Origin of the sequence: Alteromonas sp. CyTr2, assembly GCF_947311905.1 — a bacterium.
GTDB classification, from domain to species: domain Bacteria; phylum Pseudomonadota; class Gammaproteobacteria; order Enterobacterales; family Alteromonadaceae; genus Alteromonas; species Alteromonas macleodii.
Window position 1 is genome coordinate 1 of sequence record NZ_CAMZMZ010000046.1, and the last position, 22,594, is coordinate 22,594.

At 44.0% G+C, this 22,594-nt stretch carries 26 protein-coding genes; 10 read left to right on the forward strand and 16 right to left on the reverse strand.

What is annotated here, in order from left to right:
- Window positions 1–172 precede the first annotated feature (172 nt).
- Window positions 173–445, forward strand: coding sequence for a hypothetical protein (locus tag QME20_RS17650; RefSeq protein WP_281716329.1), 273 nt, complete (start codon window positions 173–175; stop codon window positions 443–445).
- Between the two features lie 51 nt (window positions 446–496).
- Window positions 497–829 (forward strand): hypothetical protein, encoded by a 333-nt coding sequence (locus tag QME20_RS17655; RefSeq protein ID WP_014950529.1) that lies wholly within the window; start codon window positions 497–499, stop codon window positions 827–829.
- Between the two features lie 7 nt (window positions 830–836).
- Here QME20_RS17655 and QME20_RS17660 read toward each other — a convergent pair whose 3' ends face one another.
- The 10 genes from QME20_RS17660 to QME20_RS17705 all read right to left on the reverse strand — a co-directional run bounded on the left by QME20_RS17660 (window position 837) and on the right by QME20_RS17705 (window position 10,124).
- Window positions 837–1,457: a response regulator transcription factor gene (locus QME20_RS17660; RefSeq protein WP_281716330.1), complete on the reverse strand. Its 621-nt coding sequence runs from the start codon at window positions 1,455–1,457 to the stop codon at window positions 837–839.
- Entirely contained in the window at window positions 1,454–2,644 is a 1,191-nt protein-coding gene (locus QME20_RS17665; protein ID WP_239300561.1) for a histidine kinase, read from the reverse strand. The genes QME20_RS17660 and QME20_RS17665 overlap by 4 nt, the downstream gene beginning before the upstream one ends.
- 16 nt (window positions 2,645–2,660) lie before the next feature.
- Window positions 2,661–2,990, reverse strand: a complete 330-nt coding sequence (locus tag QME20_RS17670; protein ID WP_014950526.1) for an SMR family transporter — start codon at window positions 2,988–2,990, stop codon at window positions 2,661–2,663.
- A 28-nt stretch (window positions 2,991–3,018) separates the two neighbouring features.
- A complete protein-coding gene (locus QME20_RS17675) occupies window positions 3,019–3,615 on the reverse strand; it encodes a hypothetical protein (protein WP_281716331.1) in 597 nt (198 codons plus the stop codon).
- Window positions 3,616–3,740: 125 nt separating this feature from the next.
- On the reverse strand, window positions 3,741–5,123 hold the full coding sequence (locus tag QME20_RS17680) for an MFS transporter (protein WP_332306399.1): 1,383 nt from the start codon (window positions 5,121–5,123) through the stop codon (window positions 3,741–3,743).
- A gap of 19 nt (window positions 5,124–5,142) precedes the next feature.
- Window positions 5,143–5,718 carry a BON domain-containing protein gene (locus QME20_RS17685; RefSeq protein WP_014950523.1) on the reverse strand — a complete coding sequence of 192 codons (576 nt, stop codon included), beginning with the start codon at window positions 5,716–5,718 and terminating at the stop codon, window positions 5,143–5,145.
- A 14-nt stretch (window positions 5,719–5,732) separates the two neighbouring features.
- Window positions 5,733–6,329: a phosphoheptose isomerase gene (locus QME20_RS17690; protein ID WP_014950522.1), complete on the reverse strand. Its 597-nt coding sequence runs from the start codon at window positions 6,327–6,329 to the stop codon at window positions 5,733–5,735.
- A 178-nt stretch (window positions 6,330–6,507) separates the two neighbouring features.
- Window positions 6,508–7,596, reverse strand: coding sequence for a glycosyltransferase family 4 protein (locus QME20_RS17695; RefSeq protein WP_281716332.1), 1,089 nt, complete (start codon window positions 7,594–7,596; stop codon window positions 6,508–6,510).
- A gap of 181 nt (window positions 7,597–7,777) precedes the next feature.
- Window positions 7,778–8,119, reverse strand: coding sequence for a YraN family protein (locus QME20_RS17700; protein WP_049589072.1), 342 nt, complete (start codon window positions 8,117–8,119; stop codon window positions 7,778–7,780).
- Window positions 8,120–8,123: 4 nt separating this feature from the next.
- Complete coding sequence (locus QME20_RS17705; protein ID WP_281716333.1) at window positions 8,124–10,124, reverse strand: penicillin-binding protein activator; 2,001 nt, start codon at window positions 10,122–10,124, stop codon at window positions 8,124–8,126.
- A 141-nt stretch (window positions 10,125–10,265) separates the two neighbouring features.
- Between QME20_RS17705 and rsmI the strand changes: the two genes are divergently transcribed.
- From rsmI to QME20_RS17720, 3 genes are all read left to right on the forward strand, one after another.
- Window positions 10,266–11,102, forward strand: a complete 837-nt coding sequence (rsmI, locus tag QME20_RS17710; RefSeq protein ID WP_281716334.1) for a 16S rRNA (cytidine(1402)-2'-O)-methyltransferase — start codon at window positions 10,266–10,268, stop codon at window positions 11,100–11,102.
- Window positions 11,103–11,200: 98 nt separating this feature from the next.
- Window positions 11,201–11,464: a hypothetical protein gene (locus tag QME20_RS17715; RefSeq protein ID WP_014950517.1), complete on the forward strand. Its 264-nt coding sequence runs from the start codon at window positions 11,201–11,203 to the stop codon at window positions 11,462–11,464.
- A gap of 270 nt (window positions 11,465–11,734) precedes the next feature.
- On the forward strand, window positions 11,735–12,571 hold the full coding sequence (locus QME20_RS17720; RefSeq protein WP_281716335.1) for a glycosyltransferase: 837 nt from the start codon (window positions 11,735–11,737) through the stop codon (window positions 12,569–12,571).
- 227 nt (window positions 12,572–12,798) lie between these two features.
- Here the strand turns inward: QME20_RS17720 and nspC are convergent, their stop codons facing one another.
- From nspC to QME20_RS17740, 4 genes are all read right to left on the reverse strand, one after another.
- Window positions 12,799–13,929, reverse strand: a complete 1,131-nt coding sequence (gene nspC / locus QME20_RS17725; protein ID WP_281716336.1) for a carboxynorspermidine decarboxylase — start codon at window positions 13,927–13,929, stop codon at window positions 12,799–12,801.
- Window positions 13,930–14,105: 176 nt separating this feature from the next.
- Complete coding sequence (locus QME20_RS17730; protein ID WP_281716337.1) at window positions 14,106–15,308, reverse strand: saccharopine dehydrogenase family protein; 1,203 nt, start codon at window positions 15,306–15,308, stop codon at window positions 14,106–14,108.
- A gap of 299 nt (window positions 15,309–15,607) precedes the next feature.
- Window positions 15,608–16,018, reverse strand: coding sequence for a hypothetical protein (locus tag QME20_RS17735; protein WP_039226244.1), 411 nt, complete (start codon window positions 16,016–16,018; stop codon window positions 15,608–15,610).
- Window positions 16,019–16,489: 471 nt separating this feature from the next.
- Window positions 16,490–17,524, reverse strand: a complete 1,035-nt coding sequence (locus QME20_RS17740; RefSeq protein WP_281716338.1) for an AraC family transcriptional regulator — start codon at window positions 17,522–17,524, stop codon at window positions 16,490–16,492.
- Window positions 17,525–17,623: 99 nt separating this feature from the next.
- Here QME20_RS17740 and QME20_RS17745 point away from each other — a divergent pair, with 99 nt between their 5' ends.
- Complete coding sequence (locus tag QME20_RS17745; protein WP_039226246.1) at window positions 17,624–18,052, forward strand: SRPBCC family protein; 429 nt, start codon at window positions 17,624–17,626, stop codon at window positions 18,050–18,052.
- A complete protein-coding gene (locus QME20_RS17750; RefSeq protein WP_039226248.1) occupies window positions 18,039–18,851 on the forward strand; it encodes a sterol desaturase family protein in 813 nt (270 codons plus the stop codon). Before QME20_RS17745 ends, QME20_RS17750 begins: the two co-directional genes overlap by 14 nt.
- Before the next feature lie 77 nt (window positions 18,852–18,928).
- Here QME20_RS17750 and QME20_RS17755 read toward each other — a convergent pair whose 3' ends face one another.
- On the reverse strand, window positions 18,929–19,174 hold the full coding sequence (locus tag QME20_RS17755) for a DUF4282 domain-containing protein (RefSeq protein ID WP_014950508.1): 246 nt from the start codon (window positions 19,172–19,174) through the stop codon (window positions 18,929–18,931).
- A gap of 171 nt (window positions 19,175–19,345) precedes the next feature.
- The gene (locus QME20_RS17760) at window positions 19,346–20,275 is read right to left on the reverse strand and encodes a pyridoxal-phosphate dependent enzyme (protein WP_069944816.1); all 930 of its coding nucleotides are present in this window, start codon (window positions 20,273–20,275) and stop codon (window positions 19,346–19,348) included.
- A 107-nt stretch (window positions 20,276–20,382) separates the two neighbouring features.
- On the opposite strand from QME20_RS17760, the gene QME20_RS17765 reads away from it, so the two are divergent.
- The 3 genes from QME20_RS17765 (at window position 20,383) to QME20_RS17775 (ending at window position 22,512) form a co-directional block, all read left to right on the forward strand.
- Window positions 20,383–21,039 (forward strand): chalcone isomerase family protein, encoded by a 657-nt coding sequence (locus tag QME20_RS17765; RefSeq protein ID WP_281716339.1) that lies wholly within the window; start codon window positions 20,383–20,385, stop codon window positions 21,037–21,039.
- Window positions 21,040–21,099: 60 nt separating this feature from the next.
- Window positions 21,100–21,660 (forward strand): DUF3833 domain-containing protein, encoded by a 561-nt coding sequence (locus QME20_RS17770; RefSeq protein WP_039226258.1) that lies wholly within the window; start codon window positions 21,100–21,102, stop codon window positions 21,658–21,660.
- A 213-nt stretch (window positions 21,661–21,873) separates the two neighbouring features.
- On the forward strand, window positions 21,874–22,512 hold the full coding sequence (locus QME20_RS17775) for an RpiB/LacA/LacB family sugar-phosphate isomerase (RefSeq protein WP_039226261.1): 639 nt from the start codon (window positions 21,874–21,876) through the stop codon (window positions 22,510–22,512).
- Window positions 22,513–22,594 lie beyond the last annotated feature (82 nt).

Genomic DNA, 22,594 nt, shown 5'->3' on the forward strand with positions numbered 1-22,594 from the left:
GGTTCAAATTGCAAACCATCCTTGAAGGATATGAGCTAGCCATGTCTCTTGATATCGACTTGTGATCAAGAGACAGGTCTAAAGACTGGCTTTTTTTTGCTTATTTTTTCTTGTTTTATCTTCATTATTAGCATAGTTTTAAAACTGTTCTAAAAATGCCCAGCAACTATTTATGAAAGTGAAAGCACTTTACGGTATTGGTTTTCTTGTTGTTAATATGCTTTTGTCAGGGTGTACCTACACGGTGTATTTACCCGGCGATGAAGATATAAACGCGAAGAAAAACGGCAAGGTTGCAGTTGCTAAACCTGAATTTGGTAACCAATGTCGTTATAGCGGAAACGGTGAGTATGGCGCGTGCCCAACGTCAAATAGTGAAATGGTTGGAACATCGTGTTCTTGTCCAACACCTTCAGGGCAGATTATGGGAACGGTGTCGAAATAGAAGACGTGCTTTTGTAGTAAGTAGGGCCTTTCAATCATACGGAGATGGAGCGTGGGATTGTTTACCAGTTTTAAAAAATCGCGGTTAGAAAAAAAGTTTAAGAAAAACGAATGGGTAATCATTCAACCTATTCCGTTCGCTCAATTTGAACAACTTATCGTAGACCATGTAGACGGAGGTTGGGAAATAGAAGATGACTATGAACGGCTCGCTGAAACGACCGCTAAGTGGCAGTGTGAATTACGCAAAGGTACGAGTATTTTAACCTGCGTATGGACCGCTAAACAGCAAGGTATCGTATACGGTCCCGAACGCGTGCTTACCGGTTTGTCTGAAAAGCTAAATATACCGACGTCTACAGCAATTGCTACGACGTGGTTTTAAGCCTTTATTAGAGCCAACCTTTTTGTTTAGCTATGCGAGCAGCATCTACGCGGTTGGTCGCATCGAGCTTTGAAATAGCCTCTGAGAGGTAGTTTCTTACCGTACCTTCAGATAAAAACAGCGATTGAGCAATGCCTTGGGTTTTAAGCCCTTCTGAAGCAAGTTTTAGTGCGGACATTTCTTTTTGCGACAGTGGATTGTTGTCGTCAAGAGCCATGATGGCGAGCTCAGTCGAAATTACCTTTTCTCCCGCAGAGACTTTGTGAATGGCATCTATCAGGTAGTCGCTGTCAGACTCTTTCAATATAAAACCCTTAACCCCTAAACTTAATGCACGCTTGATGTAGCCTGGTTTAGAAAAGGTAGTCATTAACACCACCTTGCTATTGAGACTTTGCTTTGCAATGTGGGCGGCTAGATCTAGCCCTGAAACCAGCGGCATTTCAATATCGCTCAAAATAATGTGTGGTGCAGGGTTATCATTTAAATAATCAATGGCTTCCTTTCCATTACTGCACTTTTCAACAATGGTTAAGTCGTCTTCTAATGACAGAAGCATGGCAATGGCATCGCGAACCAGCGACTGATCTTCAACAATCAAAATAGTAGTTGGCGCTTTTGAGTTCATAGGGAAGCCTTATGTGACAAAGCTTGCTCGGTAGTAAGCTGAACCCTGACAATAGGGTGAGGAAGGAAAGAAATGTCCACATCCGCATGAATAGACGCCGCGCGTTCTCTAATTCCCATTAATCCGTTTCCTTCTTTAATTGATGCGGTGTTCTCAACTACGCCATGATCTTTATAGGTCATTTTCACGGTTTGCTCATTAACTTCAAGACCAAGGGATACCGCGTTACCGTTTGAATAGCGCAAGGTATTGGTTGTCAGCTCTTTGATAATAAGCGCAAGCTGGCTTTCTTGTTTAGCGCTTAAACGTGCTTCAGCGCCGCCTTCAATATCGGTTGTAACATTAAAGCCGTTTTCTTCTAACAGTGATTTGTCTTTTGCTATTTCATCGCTAAGAGAAAGCTGCTTGATATCTGACACTGCTTGACGAATATCACTCAGTAGCGCTTGAGAAAGCTGTGCCAGCGCTTTTACCTCGCGATGCGCGTCTTCAATCTTATCTTTGCTTATAAGTTTATCGGCCAGTTGTGCCTTTAACGAAATAGAGCTGAGTGCGTGACCCGCAACATCATGTAAGTCTCTGCCTATTCGCTCACGTTCAGCGATCGCAGACAATACTCGTAGCGCTTCGGCCTGCTGGCTTTCTTTCAGACTATGGAGTGTTTCTTTGCGCTCCATAACACCAAACCCGAATAGCACTAAGCTGTTGAGCAACGAAGCACTTAAAAGAAAATGTGCGTTATTAAATACGGTAATGTGCAGTGACACGAGTACCAGCATCATCACGCCTATGCTCATTATGCCTGTCTTGAGCGAATTGTAATAACCTACGATAAAAGCAATAAAGCCGATAATGGTTGCGCCACCAGGGTTTTGAAAGCTGCATGCTACCGAAAGTAGAAACATGAGTAGCAAATAAGTGGGCAGTGTTTTAACAGGCTGGTTTATGGCTTTAATGTAAAGAATGACAAAGCTAAGGTATCCCAGGGTTTGAAGCACCCATGTTTCGATGGGAAGAGGACGGGAAATAATAAGCGGAACAAAAAAGAACAGTGAAAAAAACAAGCTTCCGTGAGACCAGCGCTTTTTCCGTCCACTTGCCAAAAGGGGCATGTCAGGCGCGGTGCTCTCGTTTTTGACGGCAGGCACCGCGCTGTTACTATCTTGTATGCTTTTATTGCTGAGCATTGTGAGTACTTCGTCCCTACTGAAATACAACGGCAGACTTGCTAGTAATTAGCAGCGTACCAGAGATAATCAACATAATACCCAGCACGGCATAAATGTCGAAAGTTTGTTTCCAAAATACCACCGAAGCAGCGGTGATAAGTGCGATTCCCATGCCCGACCAAATGGCGTAGGCGACCCCAATTCCCATATTCTTTAAGACCATGGCAAACAGCATTCCAGATATCGCGTAGAAAAAGATAGCGCCGTACCCAAAAGCCCACTTCTCCCATCCGTTCGACATTTTAAGCAGCATGGTAGCGGTAACTTCGGTGATAACTGCAACTGCCAAAAGTAAATAAGTCATAGTGCATTCCTTCTTAATTAAAGTGAAATTAGTTAGATTTGATTGATTGAAAACGACGTTCAAGGGTAATTAATGACACAATGTAGACAGCGACAATCACAGCCGATATTGCCTCTACCCTTGCATCGGGAAACAAGTACCAGGCGGCGACAATGCCGAAGGTTCTGGTTAGCGTGTGAAAGTAGCCTATCCAGTGTTCGATAGCCCATGATAAAGGCATCCACATCAGGCCTGCGAGAATGCCAATACTCAATGGAACGGTGGTGTGGTCGATGGCTGCAACGGGAAGCGCAATGGCAAATACCATTAGGCTCATAATCATGCCAACGAAGAAAAGACGATCAAAACTGTTCTTTGCCGCCTTCTTGGCAAAAAATCGCTCACCGGTGAGGTAGGAAAGACCTGCACCGAGGTAGAAGATGGCACCTGTGCCGATATACAGCAACCAGGTTATGGTTAATTCAGATACAAAGGGAGCGCTGATACCAAGTAGAGCCCAAACAACAGTGCCTGCTAGCGGCATGGCAATGAATCGGTTCTTTTTAAAATCTTCCCGCTGCTGTTCCAATGGGATGGAAGTATTTTGAACGGGAGTTATTGATGAAGCGTGAGATACTTGTTCCATGAGCTTTACCTGATGTAGTAATGTCTATAGGTAAAGTATGCCGAGGTACCTCAGATTGCGTTAGTCACAAACGTCACCAATCGCGTATGACAATTGTCATCAGTTCACTTAATGAAGCCTATGAACTAAGTCTGTCGTGCTTTTTTCGCTTTTCGTTTGTTTAACACTGAATCGCCATCTTCCTTCGACAGCATTAAGCTATCGTAAATGCTGACAAGTGCTACTGCGGCCATAAACATCATAGATAGCGTAAACGTTTGTAGGTTTGGCATATTGGCACTTTGTCCAAGAATGAATGCTGCAGCAGCGATAGCAAGCGCAGAAAGGGTAATGCCAAGACCGCGGTTCATTTGCATTAAAATGGCGCCTAGCGTGTTTGCGTCTCGCATTTTATTGGGGGGGACGTCGGCAAAAGCAATGGTGTTTATTAGCGTTAAGTGCATTGAGCGAGTAATACCGTTAACAAATAAAATAACGGCAATAGTAAATGACGATGTGGAGTGATTTATCATCGCGAGCGCCACAAAACCAAGGGCGATGAGCACGCCGTTTATTACAAGCACGCGTTTGAAGCCGAAGGTATTCATGATCCACGTTGTCGCTGGCTTTATCGCTAAGTTTCCAGCAAACAGCCACAGCAACAGTGAGCCGGCTTCTACAGGTGAGTAACCTAATCCAAGCTGGAGCATGAGTGGCACAAGAAACGGTGCACTGCCAAGTGCGACACGCATAACAGAGCCGCCAAACACAGTAAGCCGGAAGGTTTTGTGTTGCATCGCATCGAAAGAAAATAGTGGGTTCTTGGCCGTTTTTACGTGTTTGACTGCCAATACCATGAGTACTAAGCCAATAGCGATGATGCCAAGTGGTCGAATAAGCTTGTCGCTGGTACTCGCTAAAAACTCGATCCCCGCCATAAACAGCGCAAAGCCGATACCGGTGAGCAAAAAGCCTTTAATATCGAATTTACCTACATTGCCTTTAATGTTTTTAAGGAGATACAGTGACGCGATGATAGCGATTATGCCCAGTGGAATATTCATATAAAAAATCCACTGCCAACTGAAATGAGTGGCGATGTAACCGCCTAGCACAGGGCCTAGTAGCGGTGCGCTTAACGCAGGCCAGGTTATAATGGCCACGGTTTTTACCAGCTTTTCCTTTGGCAAGTCCCGCAGAACCACTAATCTTCCCACGGGAACCATCATTGCCCCGCCTAAACCTTGAAGAATGCGAGATAAGGTAAATTCGAATAAGCTAGTACTCAGGCCACAAAGGACCGAGGCAAAAGTGAATACGGCAATCGCTGCTACAAATATAGTGCGTGCGCCAAATTTATCGGCTGCGTAACCACTTAATGGAATAAAGAGTGTTACGGCTACCAAGTATGCCGATACACCAATAGATAAGTGGGCTGCCGGCACATTGAAGTCGGCAGCAATGACAGGTAACGCCGTGGTGATAACCGTGGCGTCTAAAATTTCCATAAAGAGTGCCCCTGCAACCAAAAGGGCAGTGGCGAACTCTCTATTGAACAATTTCAAAGGCTCTAACTACGCGCGCGACACCCGTAATATTACGAGCAATATCTACAGCGGCTGTGGCTTCTAAATTGGTTAACCGACCCATCAGGAATACTTCTGAATCTTGAACCACTACCTTAACTTGTAGAGCAGGCACTCGTTCGTCTGCCACAATTTTAGTACGCACTTTTGACGCTAACCACAGGTCGTTGGCTTGTGTGCCTGCACCTATCGCCTCGCCAATTCTAATTTGGTTGTGAATTTTTTTGATATAGCTTACTTCTTGGGCGCGGCGCACAGCTTCGTCAACTAAGCCTTGGTTTGGCGCTTGCCCGGTTAGCAACGCTACACCGTTATAAACATCCACTTGAAGGTTAGCCTGCTCTTTAAGCGCATCGCTTTTCGACCATTGATACGACACCGCAGCATCGGCATTTTGGTCATCAAGCTGCGTGCCCACAGTACGTCTGTCATTAGCCACTTTCGCAGCCATAGCGCCTGCAGCTCCAACGGCCACTACACACCCTTGCAATGTAAGAATTAGGGCTAATAAAGAACCCAGTAGTCCCAAATTTTTCACTTGTGTCCTCTTTACTACTCGTCGCCGTGATCGGCAGGGAATAAGCTGTCGTCAATGCATTCACATAAATTGTGAATTACCAGTAAATGAACTTCTTGAATACGCGAAGTGCGGTTTGACGGCACGCGAATTTCAACATCATGTTCACTTAAGAAGCCCGCCATTTCACCGCCGTCTTTGCCAGTAAGCGCGACAATGGTCATATCGCGAGATAATGCCGCTTCCATCGCTGCTATGACGTTACGAGAGTTACCGCTGGTTGAAATAGCCAACAGTATATCTCCGGGTTGGCCGAGCGCCCGTACTTGCTTCGCAAATATTTCTTCGAAGTTATAGTCATTCGCAATAGACGTCAGGGTTGAGGTGTCTGTGCTTAATGCGATTGCCGGTAAGCTGGGACGGTCGCGCTCGTAGCGATTGAGCATGTTGGAAGCAAAATGTTGCGCATCACCTGCAGACCCGCCATTACCACAGCTCAGTACTTTATTACCTCTAATTAAGGCTTCAACGATCATGTACGCCGCTTTCTCAATATGCTCTGGCAATATTTCCGATGCCGCTATTTTGGTTTGTATGCTCTCGGTAAAATTCGCTTTTATCTGTTCAATCATGTGTCATCTCTTTTTTTTCACCACACGGCAGACCATTTAGTGAAATTTTTTGCGCTGCATTACAGCGCCTTGATTTTTGTAATGGCCAGTATCTGAAAGTCAGAGGTTTAAACTGTGGCCTCAGCGCGAGAGAAAAACGGCCTAACGTTTATCGCTCGCGATAATCAACTCGCATTTACTATTGAAGCGTGCGAAAAAACTCAACCAGGTTTCTAGCTTCATCTTCAACCTTAAAATTTTTCACAACGTGTTCGCGTCCGGCTTTGCCCATTTCTGCGAGTTTGTCCATATCTGAAAGCAGCAAATCCATCTTTTCTGTGACAGCTTGCTGGTCTTTGGTAGGAACAATATACCCATCAACGCCTGGCCTGATGATGTCTTCCCATGCGCCCGCCTGAGTAGCTAATACCGCAGCCCCAGCACTCATGGCTTCAGGTACAGTTAATCCAAACCCTTCGTTATAGCTAAGTGCACTTACTAATGACAGTGCACTGAAGATTCTAGGAATTTGCTCAAACGGCAATTCACCGGTGAAAACAATTCGGTCAGTTAACCCGGCTTTAGAAATTTTTTCTTTAAGCTCGTTTACAAATTCTTGGTTACTCGAGGATATGGCACCTACAACTACTGCGTTCACGTCAGGGTATTTGGGCAATACTTTGATGCATGCTTCAACAAATAGATGAACGCCTTTTTGCTCTCTAACTCTGCCCAGAATACCAATGCCGTACTTGCCGCCGTAGCCTAATGCTTGCCATGCTTCTTGCTTGTTTTCTGCTGGCGTGTAGTTGTCTATTTGCACACCGTGTAGATTTATCTTGGCGGGGGGCTTATTTAGATATTTTGCAGAGCGATTACTCATTGCAATAACCGCATCCATTTTATTTCTTAACCACACCGTAGAAGCCGAACGCTTTCGCTGAGCGGCAGAGCTAAATACAAGCTTTATCTTGGCGCGAAACACGTATTTGAGGATCACACCCTGAATCATCTCGTCAACGCGACGCGCATGAAAAATTCGCCACTTACCATTACTAAGCGGGCGTCGACACATTTTTGCGACCTCCCAAAAAGTAATAGTCATTGATGGGTCTGGAACAAAATGCTTGCCCATTATCCGCAAATTAATCATATGCTTCTGTAGCGATGTTACTTGCAGCATCGTAGACGTTACGCCAGAAAAATTAGAGCTGGAGTTGCCGACTATTAGCTCTATTTCTTGGTTATCAACGCTGCTGGACGAAACCTTGTTGTTGGGATGACTCATTATTTGTGGGAACCTAAGAAACTTTCATCAAACCGATGAAGGGTTGCAAATCATAAGATAAAACAAACGGAATACTTCTGACATAAAGACATTTTCATCAATATCGGCCACGCCCATCGTTGGCGTACGCTTCTAGCCCTCTTTGGGGGACATCAGTTTAAAAACTGGATATTGTCAGTCTTTAGCCCACGTTCTTCAACCACTGAAGGTTGTCTCCGTCTATGGCAACAACGTCTATTCGCAGAGAAGTAGACGCTGGATTTAAGCCATTATCTAACAAATAGAAATCAAACGCAGCCTGAATTCGCTGGAGCTTTTTGGCAGTCACAAACTCTAAAGCACTGCCAAACTGATTTCGTCTTCGGTATTTAACTTCAACGCACACTATGGTGCAGCCGTCTTGCATTACAATGTCGAGCTCGCCACGCCGAGTGTGGTAATTTCGACATCGAAGAATAAGGCCTTGTTCCATCAGATATTTACAGGCCTTGTCTTCTGCTGCACTCCCTTGCAGTGTTGACATCATTTTACTCCGAAAGCATTTGAACTTTTTCGTTACGAATAATTGCCTGAGGCTGTTTGCGTATTACTTCACCTTGTTGATTAAGGGAAAGTGTACCCGTTAACCCTTCGTGTGAAAGATATTTCAGCGTGTTCAGCATGCCTAGCTGAGGCAACAACTGATAGGCATCAAAACCGAACGCAAATAAACGTTTTTGCATAGTATTTTGATTTTGCCAAGCCTGTTCAACCTCCTGCTGAAGAGGTTGCCAACTATGTGAAGGCATTAACCAAGGCATGTCGATAAAGTGCACATTCTGCAGGTCACGCCACTGGTTTTTCCCGCTGTCGTAATCCATTGAACGAGAGGTGGCATACACGGGGACTTGTTTGCCATCGTATGGGTTTAAGCTCGCTTCGATAATGGGGTTAAGCAGTTCTGTGTCTTGAGGTGAGGCAAATGCAACAATGGCATCAATATCACGCCTACTGCGAGGCATGTTGTACACTTCATCATTTGTCATGTACTCAATTTGATTGATACGCTCGTTGCTTTGCGCCACATCTAGCGCCTGTGTAATTCCCTCTCGAAGTGAATTACTGTCGTTAAACGATACCGACGTTATGTTGGCGCGCTGCTTGTTTTCCTGATTGTTGAGTATTCGCCAGTGCTTTTTAAAGGTGTCGTCCATTCGCTGGTACAGACTGCTTTGTGCGGCAATAACGATAGGCGCACGATATCCTTTATTAAAGATAAATTCAGCAAGCTGCTTTGCTTCATCTTCTGGTGCTAGCCCGTAATAATTCAGCGAGGTAGGCAAGCCTAATGAGTGGAGTTCATTTTGTGTGTCATCACCTGCGAGACCTGTACCAGAGGCAAGAGCATCATCGGCTACCGCCGGATTTGACGATCCTGTTGCCAACCCTTTAGTAGACGCATTGTCTGGCAATTCGTCAGGCCTGTTTAATGCAAGTACGTTCACACCAAGCGGCAAACTGGGAATTAAACGTTCAACAGTGTCTTTTAAAAGAGGGCCAATGATGAACTTGGTATCGCCAATTTCGCTGAGTAAATGCTGTGTATCTACTTCGTTGGTGTCGATAAAACGAAGACGAGGTAGAAGGTGTTCATCTTGGCGCTTTTCAACATCGGTGTAATAAGCCGCCATGATGCCATTTTTAACGACTTGTCCTGTGCGAGCTAACCTGCCAGAAAGTGGTAGTAAAACCGCAATATCGTTGGCGCCAGCATCGGTAAGCTGGGTTGCTTCAATTACGTTTTCAGGCAAAGCGTTTTCTAATACATGACCGCGATAAACCTGCTTAAATTGCTGTAGGCTTTTGGCTAATTTTTCCGGTGACGACGCGTTTTCTTCGGTTAGTTCGCGAAGAGTAATGAAAGGAGAAAGGTCGGGATAAGCACTGCCTACTGAATCTAGTGACGATGCAGGAATGGAGGTAATCCACTGCCAAACTTGTTGCACTTTTTCATCGTCAGTAAGATTGGTCTTTAATACGCTATTCGCTGCCGCAGCCAGGTTGCCTTGCTGCGTGAAGAGCTGGGTTTGAAGCTCCGCTTTTTGGAATGCGGTTTCGCCTGTACCGGTTACGCCATCCAACATAGCCAGCAATTCTTCTGCCGAGGCATCAGGCATTCCCGCATAGGCTTTGGTTACCAGAAGGGAGTAATAAGATTGATTTACACCTGAAATACCGTCTTCTTTTACCTCATATAGCACTTGCTGAGCCAAAACGGGCTGTTGATTTTGAAGGTACAGGTCAGCCGCTTGCAGCAACAGCGTATCGCGCTGTTCTTTGTTGCGGGTGCGCTCCCATACTTTTTTTGCTTCAAGGAGTTTGTGCTCAGGTGTGACGTTATCTTCAACCTGTGTGGTTTCAATTGGGGTAGGTTCCACTACCACAGGCTTTGACTGGGTTTTAGGTGTACTTCCACAGCCCGTTAGCACCAATACAGAAGCGACGGCTGATAGCGTAAAGATTTTTCCAGCTTGTCCAATATGACGCACAGTTTCATTCCTTTTACTTCGTTATAGGCCAAGTTTATCTTAACCAGTGTGAAAATCTACGCTTGCCAGCATAATCTGGACTAATGGCGTGTTACACTTATCGCATATTCTTCAAAATTAACGTAAGACTTAATCACTGTTATGACAGACACCGCCACCTTATATATTGTTCCAACACCTATCGGTAATTTAGACGACATAAGTGCTAGAGCAATACGCGTATTAAGTGAAGTAAGCTGGATCGCTGCCGAGGACACCCGTCACAGCGCTCGACTCTTACAGCACTTTAGCATTGGAACGAAAACTCTTTCTCTGCACGAGCATAACGAAGATAAGCGCACAGCAATGCTTTGTGAGCGTTTAAAGGGCGGCGAGTCTGTAGCATTAATAAGTGATGCTGGAACGCCATTAATCAGCGACCCGGGCTTTGTTTTGGTACGCAAGTGCCGTGAGCAAGGTATTCCGGTTAGCGCTCTGCCGGGCCCATGTGCTGCAATTACAGCATTAAGCGCGTCGGGACTGCCGACAGATAAGTTTATTTTTGAAGGATTCCTACCGGTTAAAGTGCAGGCACGTGAAAGCGTGTTGTCAGCGCTAATAGATAGAACGTTCACCACAGTTTACTATGAAGCCCCACGACGAATTTTAGACACCGTTACTGATATACAGCGCGTTCTAGGCGAACGCCAGGTTGTTGTAGCGAAAGAGCTATCCAAAACCTTCGAAACCTACGTGAGTGGCAGCGCGCAAGATGTAATTGATTATCTCAATGCGGATGTTGCGCACCAGAAAGGCGAATTCGTCGTCATGATTGGCCCTGCGAAGGTAAGTGACCAGGCGATACCCAGTGAGGCAATGTCGTTGCTAAGTGTATTGTGTGAGCACATGCCGCTTAAAAAGGCCGCGGCGGTGGTTGCCACTCACTATGACTTGAAAAAGAATGCGCTTTATCAAGCTGGTCTAGACGCAAAAGCGTAAACACGTTGTTGATCTTAAGGGCCTTGGAGTAAATACAAAGGAGTGTAATTCACGTCAACTGCTCAGTTCAAACAGGACTGAGGTTTATGGAGGCTCATATGACAAAAACACTCAAAATCACCATGTCAGAAGGAAAATGGTTAGTTGATATATTTTCTCAAGCTAACGACTCAGGTGTTTACGACTTAATCCACCCTAATACCTTTGCGGAAGTTTCTCTAAATGAAGGCGAAATGTACGGCTTTCGTTATAGCCTGCATGGAAAAGCGGGAACGTCATTTAAAATTGAGTTAGATGACGAAGTACTGGCTGAAGGTGAGATAGACAAATCTGAGGCGGCGTCGGGAAGTGGGGTTGTATAGTCACTAACCCCATCGCGCCGCCATAAAAATCAATGCGCGATGAATTCCTACGTTGTTTACTTGAATGCTAAGGCCTCGCTCTGACCTGAAATCAATTCAGTTTTTCCTTTTTCAGGAAATAATGTGAGCGAATTAACGTTTTGTGGGTCTTAGTTAACAAAGAAAAAGAAAAAATTTCGTAAAAGAATAGTTTTTATTGGTATTATTTCAATATGCCTTTTGCATTCTTTTTCTTTGTAAATTCATTTTCTTATATTCAACGGCATTATCATGTTTCAGCATTTCATATTAACGCGCTTTAATCTTCGAAAAAAAGGTTGGGATGAGACCAAATCTCAATCCAAAGTTTTAACTGATCGCTGGATGGAAAACAGATTGAAGCTGTTTGAGCAGTACTGTTATTCGTCTATAAAATCTCAAACGGTAAAAAACTTTGAATGGCTAGTATTTTTCGATACGAATACACCAGAAATTTATCGCGAAAAAATAAACGAGCTAGCTTCAAAATTCTCCAATTTTATCCCTATTTACGCAGACGGAATGGAAAACTTTTACCCGTCTATAAAAAAAGAAATAGCGTCCAGATTAACATCCCCCTTTCTTATTACGACGAGGCTTGATAACGATGATAGCCTTCACCAAGACTTCGTTAAAGAAGTACAGAATCAATTTTCAGAGCAATCTTTTATGGCAATTGACTTTGTTGATGGATATACGCTGCAGGTAGCGCCTCGTGTAAGGCTAGGCCTGCACTCACATGTGCATAATCCGTTTATGAGTTTAATTGAAAAAAGTGAAGATTTTAAAACCATCTGGTGTCAAGAAAGGCACGGATATTGGAGTGGTGTAAAAGAACTGACGCCTGTCAGAGGAAAGCGAATGTGGATGTCGATTATTCATTTTGAAAACAAGGTGAATGAATATAAAGGTTATGGAAATGTTCCAAAAGAAAGGGTTGAAGATTTTAATTTACACCCTGCTGCCCTTGAAGACGTTATTGCAAACGTTGAAGATCCCAAAGTCAGTAGCAAAAGCGCGCTAAAGCATAAAATTAAGACAAATTGGAAGGTGAATTTTAAGCTGATGAAGAGGGCGCTATTTTCTTAAGTAGTTATCTAAAACTACTTAGTGTTCGCATCAGTCTACTCTGGTGACCATTTGCTCATATTTGGGTTTAATTTAACCTGAGAAAAATGAGGAGTTCATTGATTAAGGTGAATCAGATAGTAGGGAATTTACTGTGTGAGCCGTGCAATTTAGCAAGCTGTTTGTTTAATCAAACAGCTTGCCCGTAAAAAGGCTCATTAACAATTAGCCAATTACAAAAAAGCTAATTAAGACAAACGACCTTTAAAGTCTTCGTAGGTGAATTCGCGAACCAGCTCAAAGTCGCCGTTAGAACGTAGAATGCCGATAGCAGGATGTTCTACACCGTTGAAGAAAGTGGTTTTTACCATGGTGTAATGCATCATATCCTCAAACTGTAATCGATCGCCGGTCTTAAGCGGCGCATCGAATGAGTAGGTATCAATGACATCGCCAGCAAGGCACGAATTGCCACCTAGCTTCACATTATATGCTTTTTCATTAGGCATACCCGCGCCCAAAATTGTAGGGCGATAAGGCATTTCCAGCACATCTGGCATATGAGCAGTAGCTGAAATGTCTAGAATAGCGATATCACCGTCATTTTCTACCATATCAACCACTTCGCAAATTAATGGCCCTGTCTGCCATGCTACCGCAGACCCTGGCTCAAGAATTACGTCTAGGTGTGGGTAACGGGCTTTAAAGTCTTTTAGTGTGTTGATGAGGTGCTCAACATCATACCCTTCACGGGTCATCAGGTGCCCGCCACCTAGGTTTAACCACTTTAATTGACCAAGCCATTTGCCAAAACGCTTTTCAATGGCTTCAAGGGTGCGTGCAGTAGCAAAAGAATCACACTCACAAAGGTTGTGGCAGTGAAAACCTTCAATACCCGATAAGTCTACGCCTTCTAGCTCACTAGCACGTATGCCTAAGCGAGAACCTGGTGCAGCTGGGTCGTACAGTGGCGTATCTGCTTCTTGATGCTCAGGGTTTATACGAAGGCCTAACGACACGCCTGCTAGCACGTCTTTATGCGCGTTCCACTGGGTCAAACTATTAAAAGACAGGTGATTAACAAGACTCACCAATTCCTTTGCGTCATTAACCTTGTACGCAGGAGAGTATGCGTGAACTTCTTTACCCATCTCTGCAGCAAGTTTCGCTTCCCAAACCGAACTGGCCGTTGCGCCGTGTAAGTACTGTTTGATGATGTCGAAGCAAGACCACATAGAAAAGCCTTTAAGCGCCAAGATAATACGCGCGCCAGATTCGTCTTGAACCCGTTTCATCAGCTCAAGGTTTTTAATTAATTTTGCTTCTTCCAGCACGTAGCATGGAGAGGGAATATCAGTACGTTGAGTTAAATCGGTCAATGGGATAAAGCTCCAAAAAATAAAACGGCTTTCAACATTTATCAAACGCCTAATGTATTACATTACAGGTCGTAGCTCAAAACTACTCTGTATCCTACATTCCAGTAATCTGATCTAGATTTAAATAGTGGCGTTAATAAAAAAGGGCGCTTGAATTAAGCGCCCTGATGTTTCAATTATTTAGTGAAAGGGCTACCTTCACATTCGAGTACGTGCCATGGCAGACCATGCTCGTTAAGCATATCCATGAATGGGTCTGGATCGAATTGTTCCATGTTCCATACACCTGCTTCTTTCCATGTGCCGTTAAGCATAAGCGCTGCGCCAATCATCGCAGGAACACCTGTGGTGTAAGATACTGCTTGCGCGCCTACCTCTTCGTTACATTTCGCGTGGTCACAGTTGTTATAGATAAAGATAGTTTTTTCTTTGCCATCTTTAATACCTGTGATGTAAGTGCCAATGCACGTCATACCGCTATAACCTTCAGCAAGTGAGCCTGGGTTAGGAAGTACTGCTTTCAAGAACTCTAGTGGTACAATCTTCTGGCCTTGGAATTCAACTGGCTCAATGCTAGTCATACCAATACCTTCAAGTACACGCAGGTGGTTAAGGTAAGCATCGCCAAAGGTCATCCAGAAGCGTGCACGCTTAAGGGTAGGGAAGTGCTTAACAATAGACTCTAGCTCTTCGTGGAACATCAGGTAAGATGCGCGAACACCAATGTTTTGATAGTCCAGATCTTCACGTACGCTTAACGGATCCGTTTCTTTCCACTCGCCGTTTTCCCAATAGCGACCGCGTTGGGTAATCTCACGAATGTTGATTTCAGGGTTGAAGTTAGTCGCGAAAGCCTGGCCGTGATCGCCGCCATTACAGTCTACGATATCAAGATAGTGGATTTCGTCGAAGTAATGCTTAGCTGCATATGCTGTGTAAACGTTAGTTACACCTGGATCAAAGCCACTGCCAAGAAGGGCCATGATGCCCGCGTCTTTAAACTTGTCTTGGTAAGCCCACTGCCACGAGTATTCAAACTTCGCTTCGTCTTTAGGCTCGTAATTGGCGGTGTCTAGGTAATCAGTATTAGTTGCAAGACATGCATCCATGATTGGAAGGTCTTGATATGGCAACGCAAGGTTGATTACTAGGTCTGGCTTTACTTCGTTGATAAGTGCTTCCACTTCTTTTGCGTTGTCAGCATTAACAGCGAAAACACCCTTAACGCGATCTGCACCTACTTCTTGCTGTAGCGCTTCACACTTAGATACCGTGCGGCTTGCTAAGTAAATTTCGTCGAAATGTTGCGGTAAACGTGCACATTTTTTCACAGTTACCGACGCAACACCGCCAGCACCAATAATTAAAACGCGAGACATAATAACTAATCCCTAATTTTGCTAATGAATTTTGGGCTGAATGCTAGCAGACCAATGGGATTTGGCAAGCAAAGACAGCCCATGACAGTACAAAAAATTTTAATCGTAACAACGAATGTAAAAGGTATTGCACACCTACTAGCGGCCTACCTTTCAAAGCCCTCATTATTGACCGTTTATGGTTCACGCCGAGATACGTCGTTCAATAAAAGTTTGAGCTGATACGAAAGCAGACACGTTTTAAAGTTAATAACGTGTCTGCAATTCTGCTCGGTTTAAAATATAAAGTCGCTCGAATTTCAGCGGGTAACCGTATCAATTGGTGGCGATATGACTACCTTATCATCAACTTTGTAATAAGGGTAAAGAATCAAACGCTCTTCATGATTTGGTGTAGCAGTGGCTATGGCAATGGCGTCGAGGGTTTTACTGTCTTGGGTATTAACCGCCGCAGCATAAACCAATACGCTGTAGCTGTTTGTGTCGGTGGTGGTATCGATAATTCGCCACTGAAGCTGCTCGATAAGCTGTGACTCTCGCTTTTGACCTTGTGTTTCGTCGTTGAAAATACAACCTACTCGGCCGTTTTCATAGATGGCAGCAAAGGGGTAAAACACATCGCATACGGGTAACATAAGCTCACATAAGCTTAGTGACTTCGACACGAGTACGTTTAATGGCGTTGGCAATGTAACTGGACGGTCGATCATAGCGCATCTCCTGTGAGTTAGCGTTGCTGGACACTTGCTAATACCTACGCTTACTACGTCACATTAGTTTAATATTCACCATTGCGATAGCTAAACATTACCATTTCATACTAAAAGATTAAGAGACTAACCTAGGGCCTGTTGACCTTTGTTGTACATTTGGCAGCGGTCTGTGTGCCATCTAGACAAGGCGAATGTTTGACGGTTTAGTGGTTCTAAATCGAGAACATTCAACGCAGTATAGATGGCACAAAGGCGCTGCCCGAAGGGGTCGTTATGGAAGCCTTTTACTCTTTGTCACAGTCCTTTAACTTAGCCCGCTAGGCTTGCAGGACTGTTTCGCGATTAAAAGGCTTCCATTTAGACCAAAATTCGTACACCAAAGGTCAACAGCCCCTAGGGCGATTGCTTTTTATCGGTTGTTCTTCAACGCGACTTAATAGTTCGGCGATGAGGAAGTGGACATTAGCTTTAAGGCGCTAAAAGTTGTTTTTGGTATTTCAGTGGTGTTGTTGAGTACCACTTTTTAAAGGCGTGGGTAAATGATGATTGTTCCTGAAACCCCAATAAATCTGCGGTATCAGCGATGGAGTGATGTTTCAGCAAATCATCTAAGCGGGCTTTGCGTTCGCTATTGAGAATTTGTTGAAAACTAGTGCCACTTTGCTTCAATTTTCGCTGTAAGGTGCGCGGACTGATAAAAAGTGCATTGGCTACGCGTTGCTGATCGCAGCCTTTTAAGGTTGGATTGGCTTTTAAAAGCGCAACGACTCTATGACTTATGTCTTCATGCTGATTGGCGTAGAACTGGCTATTGGCAAATTGAACACGGTCGCCGCCTTTGCTCGCCATTAGTTCTTCTTCGGATACTTTTACAAGCGCACTAAACATCGCTTTGTTCTCGCTGGTAAATGGAATATGTAAAAGGTGCTGAGGAAAAATAATGGCGTTGGTGTTGGCGTTATCAACCACCTCACAATTGAACCACATCGCTAGCATGGCTTTTTCCGAATCACTCAAAGGAAACGTAAAGGTGACGGCATTCAGTTTACAGGCAGAACCTAATATCTTGTAAACGGTTGCTACCCAGGCTGTGGTGTTGCGCAATACCATCTGCTTGCAATCGGCGCTTTTGGGTACCCACTCAACGCGGGTATTGTCAGGTTCAAAAAATACGCTAGTGGTGCCAATGTCAGCGACTAAAGCGTCAAAGCGGGTTAGCGCATTGATGGCTTGAGCCAAGTTTTCGCAACTTTCAACAAGGTAACCCAGTACTCCGTAATCTTTCGCCTGAATATGTTTACCCAACTCAAAACCAAATAGCGAATTGTTGGTTAATGCGACCCCTTGGTTTAACAGCTCAACGTATACATTCATATCAACACGTGAAGAGCCAGACAGTGAGTCATGCTTCTGGGTAGTTAACGAAACATTGTCGGCGCTAACGCCTAAGCTAACTAAATAGCTCACCGTACTTTGGATATAGGCTGAGGAAACTGATGGCATATGCTTGTCGCAAAATAACAAAAACACTGTCGCATTAACGCAAGATAAAATAAAAATGTCAATTTATGCTAGGAGTCATCAAAAAAGGAAATATCGTAGATGGTTGATGTTTACTACCAAAAAAATATTGCTGCAACGCCGAAAGAACTGCGCGATACGCTGCTTGATCACCAGAATTTAAGCGATTTTTTCAATGCGTCGTTTAAGGTATTGAAAGCAGAAAATGATAATGAGATTAGCGGTGGAAAGGGCTGCGTAAGAGAGGTCACTATTCTGGGAGTACGCTTTAAAGAAGAAATTGTTCGTGCAGATACCAACGGCATTGAGTATAGAGTGGTTGATGACTTCCCAGTGAAGGCGCACAGGGGCGCTATTGCGTTCACGTCACAAGAAAATGTTACAAAGGTTTCTTATCGCATAACCTGTCGCGCGCCCTGGTACATACCTAGCTGGTTACTGTCGCGCCTACTGCAAAACGATATTGAGCAATGTCTAGATAAGTTAGGAGCACGCTTTGATCCCCGTTGAACTTATTTTGCTAGGGTTAAGCCCCGTATTTCTACTGTGTGTTTTTGTTGAATTTAAGAAAGCGCGACAGTTTTACAATGTAAAAGACAGTGTGAACAATGCCTTACTTGCACTATTGCATCAGGGCTCTGATGCATTGGTCTTGCTTCTACTAATGCCTTTTTTTATTTGGTTACACCAGTTTTCACTATTTAAAATAGAGCTTAGTGCACTATCACTTTTTGCAGGTTTTATCCTTCAAGACTTTTTGTACTACTGGTTTCATCGTGCTTCACACAACATACACTGGTTTTGGCTAGCGCATGTGGTACATCACAGCTCGACAAAAATGAATTTCACAACGGCCTTCAGACAAAGCGTTTTGTACCCTTTTGTCGGCATGTGGCTGTTCTGGGTACCAATGATTCTTATTGGTTTTTCGCCAAGTCTGGTTTTTGCCATTGTCGCTATCAATCTGGCTTATCAGTTTTTTGTACACACTCAGACAATTGGAAACCTAGGCTGGGTAGAGCGTATCTTCAACACGCCTACGCATCACCGTATTCATCACGCAACGAATAAACCATACATCGATAAGAATTACGGTGGCGTACTTATTATATGGGATAAATTATTCGGCACTTTCGCTAAAGAAGACAAAACGATAACGATAAAGTACGGCATTGTAGGAAAAATGCCTGAGGACAATCCTCTTAGCGCTAACTTTAGTCAAATAGGTGTGCTTCGTGAACAGCTTCAGCACGCAAAAGGGATAAAAGCAAAGTTAAAGAGGTTGTTTGGCTATCCTGTCGCAGATTGATACTAATGCTCTTACACAATCAAAGTACTAGATGGATTGCTAGCGCTACCTAGAGAAGCGCTAGCCTTGGTATGGCACTATTCTTTACTAGCAATTTTCTGAAGGTTGCTGTGAATTTTGAAAAGTACGATAAGCAGTTCGCACCAGATTCTTGCGCCAATACAGCCAGACACGATAATAAATAGGCCGTATACAAAACTCGCGTCGTACCCTACAAACATCGTCGTTACGCCACTTACCACAGATCCTAAAAGCAATAGCCAGTACACGAAAGTGATAATCTTAGGGGTTAACATTGAGTCGAAGAAGAAAATATCTTTCATAATCATTCCTTGATGAAGTTTGCAGGTAGCAAGCGCTAATGTTATGCCGCATCCTGCGACAAACTTCTTGTTGTTATCGTTGTTTAGTGTTTAAAAGAATTGTGAGCAAGCTCACAGGGATAGTTGTAACACCGAAAGGTAGTGATCGCAACACTCTGTTATAAAAGGGGTTTATCTTGCGCCTTGCAAGCCGCCTGTGTGCAGTACAACAATGCGTGACCCGTCTTCAAACATACCTTTGGCCAGCATATCTTTAACTGCCCAAAAGGCTTTGCCGGAATAAACAGGCTCGATATCAAAATCGAAAGTATTATTAAAATCGTTGCAGAAGGTTTGAAGCTCATTTGGCGCTTTGGCGTAACCACCGAAGTGGTAGTTGTGTTCAATATGCCAATTTGATCGCCCAAGCGAGGCTGGAAGAAATTGTTCGACTAATCCTTCTAAGTAGTCTTCACCCTTCAGCACGCCAACACCGACAGCGTTGCAACCAGTGTGATGGAGAGTGTCTTTCGCATTATTTTCATTACGTTTATTTAATGCACTGACTATTCCCGCCAAAGTGGCTCCACTAGCGACAGGAGCGACAATAAAATCAAAGTCTATGTCGATTTCATCAACCATGTCCTTTATCCCTTGAAGCGCTTGTGCTTGGCTTCCGCCCTCAGGAATGATCATCGCGTCAGGTTGCTGCTGCTTAAGATGAAGTAGATATGCGCTATCGTTTCGCTTTTTGTAAGTGACTCGGTCTACATAGTCGATACGGGTGCCCCAACTTTTCAAATCCTCAATCATGGGTGTAGGTGCAGCGCTGTAGTCACCGCGAATAACGGCGTTAAAAGGAATGCCCAATTTATAACAAACAAAGCCTAGTGCATGCAGGTGGTTAGAAAAACCGCCGCCGAAACTCACTATCGTTTTTGGCAACGGGCTGGTGAGCGCATGACTTAGCTTTCGCCATTTATTACCTGACATTACAGGGTGAATAGCATCATCACGCTTAACAAATAGCGATACCTTGCTGGCACCTTCCCAATTTGGCTTAAATGGGATTAGCGGTGAGGGCAGGGTTAATGACGATTTAAATGCATCAAGGGGAAGCACAACGAAAGCCTAGTGTCAGTTGATCAAATGTGTGAAGGCAAGAGTATAACCAGATAGAAATTCAATAAAAGACCTGTAATGTTTATTACGCTAATAAGAGCATAGTTATGGTTATCAAAATGTATGGCCTATTTCGCCAGTTGAGAGCTAAATCCTTACCAATGCGCCCAGAAAGTGCCAGTGGTGTGTGGGGATATTCGATGTATAGCGCTAGCATGGCTGCGAAGATGTTTTCCATCATGCTTTTTGTTTCGATATCAACAAGCGGGCTAATCATGTCAAAGAATGCGGTTGCGCAAGAGCCAGATGTTAAGCACATCAGTAATTATGTTCCCAATGCAAAGCTCGTTGGAAAAGGAATGTTCTCTTACTACTTCTGGGATGTGTATACCGGTGAGCTTTATGCGCCTGAAGGCGCTTACCAAAACCAGCCCCCCTTTGCACTAAAGTTAACGTACCAGCGAGACTTGGAAGGCAAGAAAATTGCCCAGCGTTCTATTGATGAAATGAAAAAGCAAGGAGACCTATCGGCTGATGATTCAGACAAGTGGCTTTCCCTAATGAATAGTATCTTTCCTGACGTCAGCGAGGGCGACGTCATTACCGGTATCGCTACGAAAGATGGCACGAGTGTGTTTTACGTGAACGGTGAAAAGGCTGATGAAATTGAAGACAAAGTATTTACACAGCGTTTTTTTGATATCTGGCTAAGCGATAAAACGTCTGAGCCAAAATTTAGAAAGAAGTTATTGGGAAACGGATAAGGGCAACGCTTTATTAGCATTACGCCAAGTCTATCTCGTCAATTGATTAAGGTTGCGAAAGTGATAAAGAATACGGTGAAGTTTGTTTTAGGAATCGGAATTGCCACTTTAACGGTGGCAGGGCTATCCGGATGCTCTGTTTCAGTCGATGGTGAAGACTACAGATCTGTATCGCCTGTTTTCGATATTGAGCAATTTTTTGATGGGAACGTTAAAGCCTGGGGCATTGTTCAGAACCGCTCGGGCGAGGTGGTGCAAAGGTTCGTAGTAGACATCGATGGTTCAGTAGATGGCAATACGTTAACCCTTGATGAATCCTTTAATTACGGTGTGGGCGACGGTCCAACGTCCCGTACTTGGACCATCGTAAAGCAGAGTGATAATAGCTATGTGGGTCGCGCGAGTGACATTGATGGTCCAGCCAAAGGCACAAGCTTTGGCAACGCATTTAACTTTCATTACGAGATGGATTTGCCGGTGGATGACACTACCTATTCAGTGACGTTTGACGATTGGTTTTGGGCATTTGACGACAGTACTATGATGAACCGTTCGTATATTCGTAAGTTTGGCATTGTGATGGCAGAAGTCACCATATTTATGCAAAAACAAACAGACTAATACGCCATTAACCTCGTTTTTTGAAAAATGCTGGCCAGTAGATTTACTGGTCAGTGAGTTGTTACTCGTCGGCCCTCCATCTTCATATATTTCCGTTTTCGTTTCACATTTGAAACTAATCGACATTTACTTTGGCATTACCCGTGAGGTGGCATTTCGTTCCATGCTAATGTAAGCGTTTAATTCGTTATTTTTCTTTGCTTAGGAGCGTTCATGAAAGTTGCATTGATGATGGAAAACAGTCAGGCGGCTAAGAATCCGGTAATATTAAATGAGCTCACAAGCGTGGCGGACTCACTGGGACACGCTGTATTCAATGTGGGTATGAACAGCGAAACTGATCACCATCTTACCTATGTGCACTTAGGCATAATGGGAGCTATTCTACTCAACTCAAAAGCTGTCGATTTTGTGATTTCAGGCTGTGGTACGGGTCAAGGGGCTATGATGTCATTGAATGCTCATCCAGGCGTATTTTGCGGTTATTGTATCGACCCTTCAGATGCATTTTTGTTTAACCAAGTTAACAATGGAAATGCGTTAGCGTTACCTTTTGCAAAAGGCTTTGGATGGGGCGCTGAACTTAATGCGCGTTATATCTTTGAGAAAGCGTTAACAGGCGAGCGTGGCGCGGGCTATCCCGTTGAACGTAAAGAACCTCAAGTACGAAACGCTGGTATTCTCGCAGATTTGAAACGTGCGTTGGCTCCAGAGAGCTACGTCGATTCACTGAAAAAAATGGACGTTGAACTGGTTAAAACAGCCGTATCTGGAGAGCGTTTCCAGCAGTGTCTATTTGACCACGGTCAAGATGAAGAGATTAAAGCGTACGTGAAGTCGCTGTTAGCGTAAGCGACTGGCACAAATCACAACGTTGAAAATGTAGGATAAAAACGCTGATGCTAAGAAAAAAGCGTCAGCGTTTTTTTATTTT

What these genes read in the sequence shown, in the direction of transcription:
- QME20_RS17650 (WP_281716329.1), top strand. Translation starts at nt 173, where the DNA reads ATGAAAGTGAAAGCACTTTACGGTATTGGTTTTCTTGTTGTTAATATG.
- QME20_RS17660 (WP_281716330.1), bottom strand. Translation starts at nt 1,457, where the DNA reads ATGAACTCAAAAGCGCCAACTACTATTTTGATTGTTGAAGATCAGTCG.
- QME20_RS17665 (WP_239300561.1), bottom strand. Translation starts at nt 2,644, where the DNA reads ATGCTCAGCAATAAAAGCATACAAGATAGTAACAGCGCGGTGCCTGCC.
- QME20_RS17670 (WP_014950526.1), bottom strand. Translation starts at nt 2,990, where the DNA reads ATGACTTATTTACTTTTGGCAGTTGCAGTTATCACCGAAGTTACCGCT.
- QME20_RS17675 (WP_281716331.1), bottom strand. Translation starts at nt 3,615, where the DNA reads ATGGAACAAGTATCTCACGCTTCATCAATAACTCCCGTTCAAAATACT.
- QME20_RS17690 (WP_014950522.1), bottom strand. Translation starts at nt 6,329, where the DNA reads ATGATTGAACAGATAAAAGCGAATTTTACCGAGAGCATACAAACCAAA.
- QME20_RS17695 (WP_281716332.1), bottom strand. Translation starts at nt 7,596, where the DNA reads ATGAGTCATCCCAACAACAAGGTTTCGTCCAGCAGCGTTGATAACCAA.
- QME20_RS17700 (WP_049589072.1), bottom strand. Translation starts at nt 8,119, where the DNA reads ATGTCAACACTGCAAGGGAGTGCAGCAGAAGACAAGGCCTGTAAATAT.
- rsmI (WP_281716334.1), top strand. Translation starts at nt 10,266, where the DNA reads ATGACAGACACCGCCACCTTATATATTGTTCCAACACCTATCGGTAAT.
- QME20_RS17715 (WP_014950517.1), top strand. Translation starts at nt 11,201, where the DNA reads ATGACAAAAACACTCAAAATCACCATGTCAGAAGGAAAATGGTTAGTT.
- QME20_RS17720 (WP_281716335.1), top strand. Translation starts at nt 11,735, where the DNA reads ATGTTTCAGCATTTCATATTAACGCGCTTTAATCTTCGAAAAAAAGGT.
- QME20_RS17730 (WP_281716337.1), bottom strand. Translation starts at nt 15,308, where the DNA reads ATGTCTCGCGTTTTAATTATTGGTGCTGGCGGTGTTGCGTCGGTAACT.
- QME20_RS17735 (WP_039226244.1), bottom strand. Translation starts at nt 16,018, where the DNA reads ATGATCGACCGTCCAGTTACATTGCCAACGCCATTAAACGTACTCGTG.
- QME20_RS17740 (WP_281716338.1), bottom strand. Translation starts at nt 17,524, where the DNA reads ATGCCATCAGTTTCCTCAGCCTATATCCAAAGTACGGTGAGCTATTTA.
- QME20_RS17745 (WP_039226246.1), top strand. Translation starts at nt 17,624, where the DNA reads ATGGTTGATGTTTACTACCAAAAAAATATTGCTGCAACGCCGAAAGAA.
- QME20_RS17755 (WP_014950508.1), bottom strand. Translation starts at nt 19,174, where the DNA reads ATGAAAGATATTTTCTTCTTCGACTCAATGTTAACCCCTAAGATTATC.
- QME20_RS17765 (WP_281716339.1), top strand. Translation starts at nt 20,383, where the DNA reads ATGGTTATCAAAATGTATGGCCTATTTCGCCAGTTGAGAGCTAAATCC.
- QME20_RS17775 (WP_039226261.1), top strand. Translation starts at nt 21,874, where the DNA reads ATGAAAGTTGCATTGATGATGGAAAACAGTCAGGCGGCTAAGAATCCG.